At 55.8% G+C, this 3,067-nt stretch carries 3 protein-coding genes; 1 reads left to right on the top strand and 2 read right to left on the bottom strand.

The features are described from left to right. Positions 1 to 112: 112 nt before the first annotated feature. Positions 113 to 940, bottom strand: coding sequence for a purine-nucleoside phosphorylase (locus PAT3040_RS28370; RefSeq protein WP_087571933.1), 828 nt, complete (start codon positions 938 to 940; stop codon positions 113 to 115). Between the two features lie 193 nt (positions 941 to 1,133). Here PAT3040_RS28370 and deoC point away from each other — a divergent pair, with 193 nt between their 5' ends. Then, entirely contained in the window at positions 1,134 to 1,823 is a 690-nt protein-coding gene (gene deoC / locus PAT3040_RS28365; RefSeq protein ID WP_108995329.1) for a deoxyribose-phosphate aldolase, read from the top strand. A gap of 130 nt (positions 1,824 to 1,953) precedes the next feature. On the opposite strand, the gene PAT3040_RS28360 is transcribed toward deoC, so the two are convergent. Then, positions 1,954 to 2,835, bottom strand: coding sequence for an aldose epimerase family protein (locus PAT3040_RS28360; RefSeq protein ID WP_108995328.1), 882 nt, complete (start codon positions 2,833 to 2,835; stop codon positions 1,954 to 1,956). Positions 2,836 to 3,067: the final 232 nt, after the last annotated feature.

The raw sequence follows: 3,067 nt of genomic DNA, 5'->3' as shown, positions 1-3,067 counted from the left end.
GAAGCAGCGAGCCGGACAAAACAAGCCGCCAGGGAGTCCATGTCCCTGGCGGCTTTGTGTAGAGCTGCAGAAGAAGAGCGAGCGTGGCACAGATGCCCATTGAAGCTAAAGTTTACACCGTAAACGCTCGGACGGATGCCTTCACCAGCGAGATGAATTTCGGACGCGTCTCGTTTGCGACCTTGACCACTTGCTCGTGAGTCAGCGGTTCCAGTTCGTCGCCGATCGCCATGTCGGTGATGCAGGTGATGCCGACGGTTTTCACGCCGCAGTAATTGGCTGCCGTAACTTCCGGCACAGTGGACATGCCTACGGCGTCGGCGCCCCAGCGAGCCATCATCGTCAGCTCGGCCGGCGTGCAGTAAGTCGGACCGGAGATGCCGACGTATACGCCTTGCTGAAGCTTGACGCCTAGCTCCTCGGCCTGGGCCGAAACGATGGCGCGCAGCTCCCGGTTGTAAGCTTGCGACATATCCGGGAAGCGTGGACCAAGCTCCGCGATGTTGCCGCCGATCAGCGGATTGCTGCCCGTGTTGTTGATATGGTCGGTTATAAGCATGAGATCACCGGCTGCGAAATTGCGGTTCATGCCGCCCGCGGCATTGGTGACAAGCAGCGTCCCGATGCCTAGCGCCTTCATGACGTAGACCGGAAAGACGACTTCCTTCATGGAGTAGCCCTCGTAATAGTGGAACCGTCCCTTCATGACGAGTACCTTCTTGCCCTCCAGATCGCCGATGACGAGCTCTCCTGAATGTCCTTCTACCGTGGAGACGGGGAAGTGAGGAATGTCGCCGTACGGAATGACGACAGGGTTCTCCACCTCGTCGGCCATTACACCGAGTCCGGAGCCCAGGATTAGACCGATTTGCGGTTTGGCCGAGAGTTTGCTTTCGATATAGGCGGATGCTTCCTTTATTTTGGCTAATACGTTGTCCATGCGTGTCACATCTCCCTTGCTTGGGTTGTACTCAGTATGTTCAGCAAGGCGCCGAACCACTCCAATAATAGCCTATCGGACCGGGCAAAGTAAATCAAGGCGGAAGTACGGCGAGGGGGCGAGTTGTTGTTTGCCTGAAAGCTTCGTATAATGGGTACGTGCACTAACCATTCCACTATTGGAGGACCATTTCATGAGTCATGAAACAAACCTTTCATCCGCCCAAGTGGCTGCGATGATCGATCATACGATATTGAAGGCTGACGCAACGAAGGGCGAAATCGAGCAAATTTGTGCGGAAGCAAGAGAGTACAAATTTGCAACGGTGTGCGTCAACGCCGGCTGGGTGCCGCTCGCGGCCAAGCTGTTGAAAGGGAGCGGCGTAGGTGTGACGACCGTCGTCGGATTCCCGCTCGGCGCGACAAGCACGGCTTCGAAGGCGTTCGAGGCGAAGCAGGCTATTGAAGACGGAGCGACGGAGATCGACATGGTGCTGAACATCGGCTTGTTAAAGTCCGGTGACATCGAAGATGTGCAGCGCGACGTCGAAGGCGTTGTTGCCGCGTGCAAGGGCAAGGCTCCGCTCAAGGTCATTCTGGAGACGGGGCTGCTGACGGACGAAGAGAAGGTTGTCGCGTGCGAGCTGTGCGTGAAGGCCGGCGCCGACTTCGTGAAGACCTCCACAGGCTTCGGCAAAGGCGGAGCGACGCAGGAAGACATCGCGCTTATGCGCAAGACGGTCGGTCCGGATCTCGGCGTCAAGGCATCCGGCGGCGTTCGCGACCTGGAGACGGCGCTTGCGATGATCAATTCCGGCGCTACCCGTATCGGCGCCAGCGCGAGCGTGGCCATCGTATCCGGCGGCAAGGGCGAAGGGTACTAATAGGGCTTTTTCAAAAAGTCCGCTGTTGCTGGCAAGCAGGCTTCGAACATCAATTCTTCACGCAAAAAAACCTCCGGGTTGCCTATTCAGGCAATTCAGAGGTTTGTTTCTTTCGGAGGTTTGTTTCTTCCTAGCTGGACACGTTCTCGCAGCTGATCGTCATATTGGCTTGTAGTTCTTCGCCAGCAAGCAGCAGCACGAGCTCCTCGCGACGGTTCATCTCGAGCGGCTGCGCCATCCACGGCTCCACGCAGACGAACGGACGGTCCTTAAGCGACCAAATGACGACGTATTTGAATAGGGGATCGTAGGTTAGACGCACTCGCGTACCGCTGCCGTTAGGGAACGAGATGGAGCTGCGCTTCGCATCCAGCAAACAGAACGATTCTACCATAGGTTCGAGATCCACGGAGCCCGTGTAGGGTTTCACGACATTGTCGTTATAATCGATATAACGTGTGGCGTCGGTGTCGTAGGCGATATCCTTGCCGCCTTCTATTGCGAAGTAGGGGTGGAAGCCGGCATAGAATGGCATAGGACTATTATCGCCAATGTTGCGATAGGTCTGGCGAGTATGCAATTCTCCATTTACCAGCGCATAGGTGAATATGAGCTCGAAACGGAACGGGTATGACGCCAAGGTCTCCTCGTCTGCACGAAGGCGGATCGTGATGGAAGCTTCGTTGGCTTCGGACGTGCCTACAATATCCCAACTCCGATTCCGCGCGACGCCGTGCTGCCCCATACGGTAGGTCTCGCCTTCCCAATTGTACTCGGAATCCTCTAAGGGTCCGCAGATGGGGAAGAGTACAGGATTGCCTCCGCGAATATTAGCGGCTGGATCCTCGAAGGTCTTTTTGTCCAGATAAAAGAGCTCCTTGCCCAGAAGCTTGCAGCCAATGACGATGCCGCCTCGCTCCGGACAGACGAGAACACGGGAGTCCGTGCTTGTCTCGACTAGTTCATAAATAACATATGTATCCGTATATTGAGATACCTTGAATTGCGACATTAGCTCATACCTCCAGCATGATGTTAGTGTCTTCCCATTGTGCCTGAAAGCGGCGCGCGAGTAAAGCTTTGCTGCCCCATGCGAGAAAGTTGCGACAAACCCTACGTCGTGTCGGCATCTTTGGAGAGCAGTTTGTAGGAATTTTGAGGGGAACAGGCCGAGCGAGATGGCGAGCAATAGCTCGAAAAAAGGGGTTACATAGCGCCGCGGGAGCTGCCGAGCGCAATAGCCT

The sequence above is a fragment of the Paenibacillus agaridevorans genome (genome assembly GCF_003112455.1).
GTDB classification, from domain to species: domain Bacteria; phylum Bacillota; class Bacilli; order Paenibacillales; family Paenibacillaceae; genus Pristimantibacillus; species Pristimantibacillus agaridevorans.
Note: the sequence above shows the minus strand (reverse complement) of the source record. Positions and strands in the feature narration are given on the sequence as shown.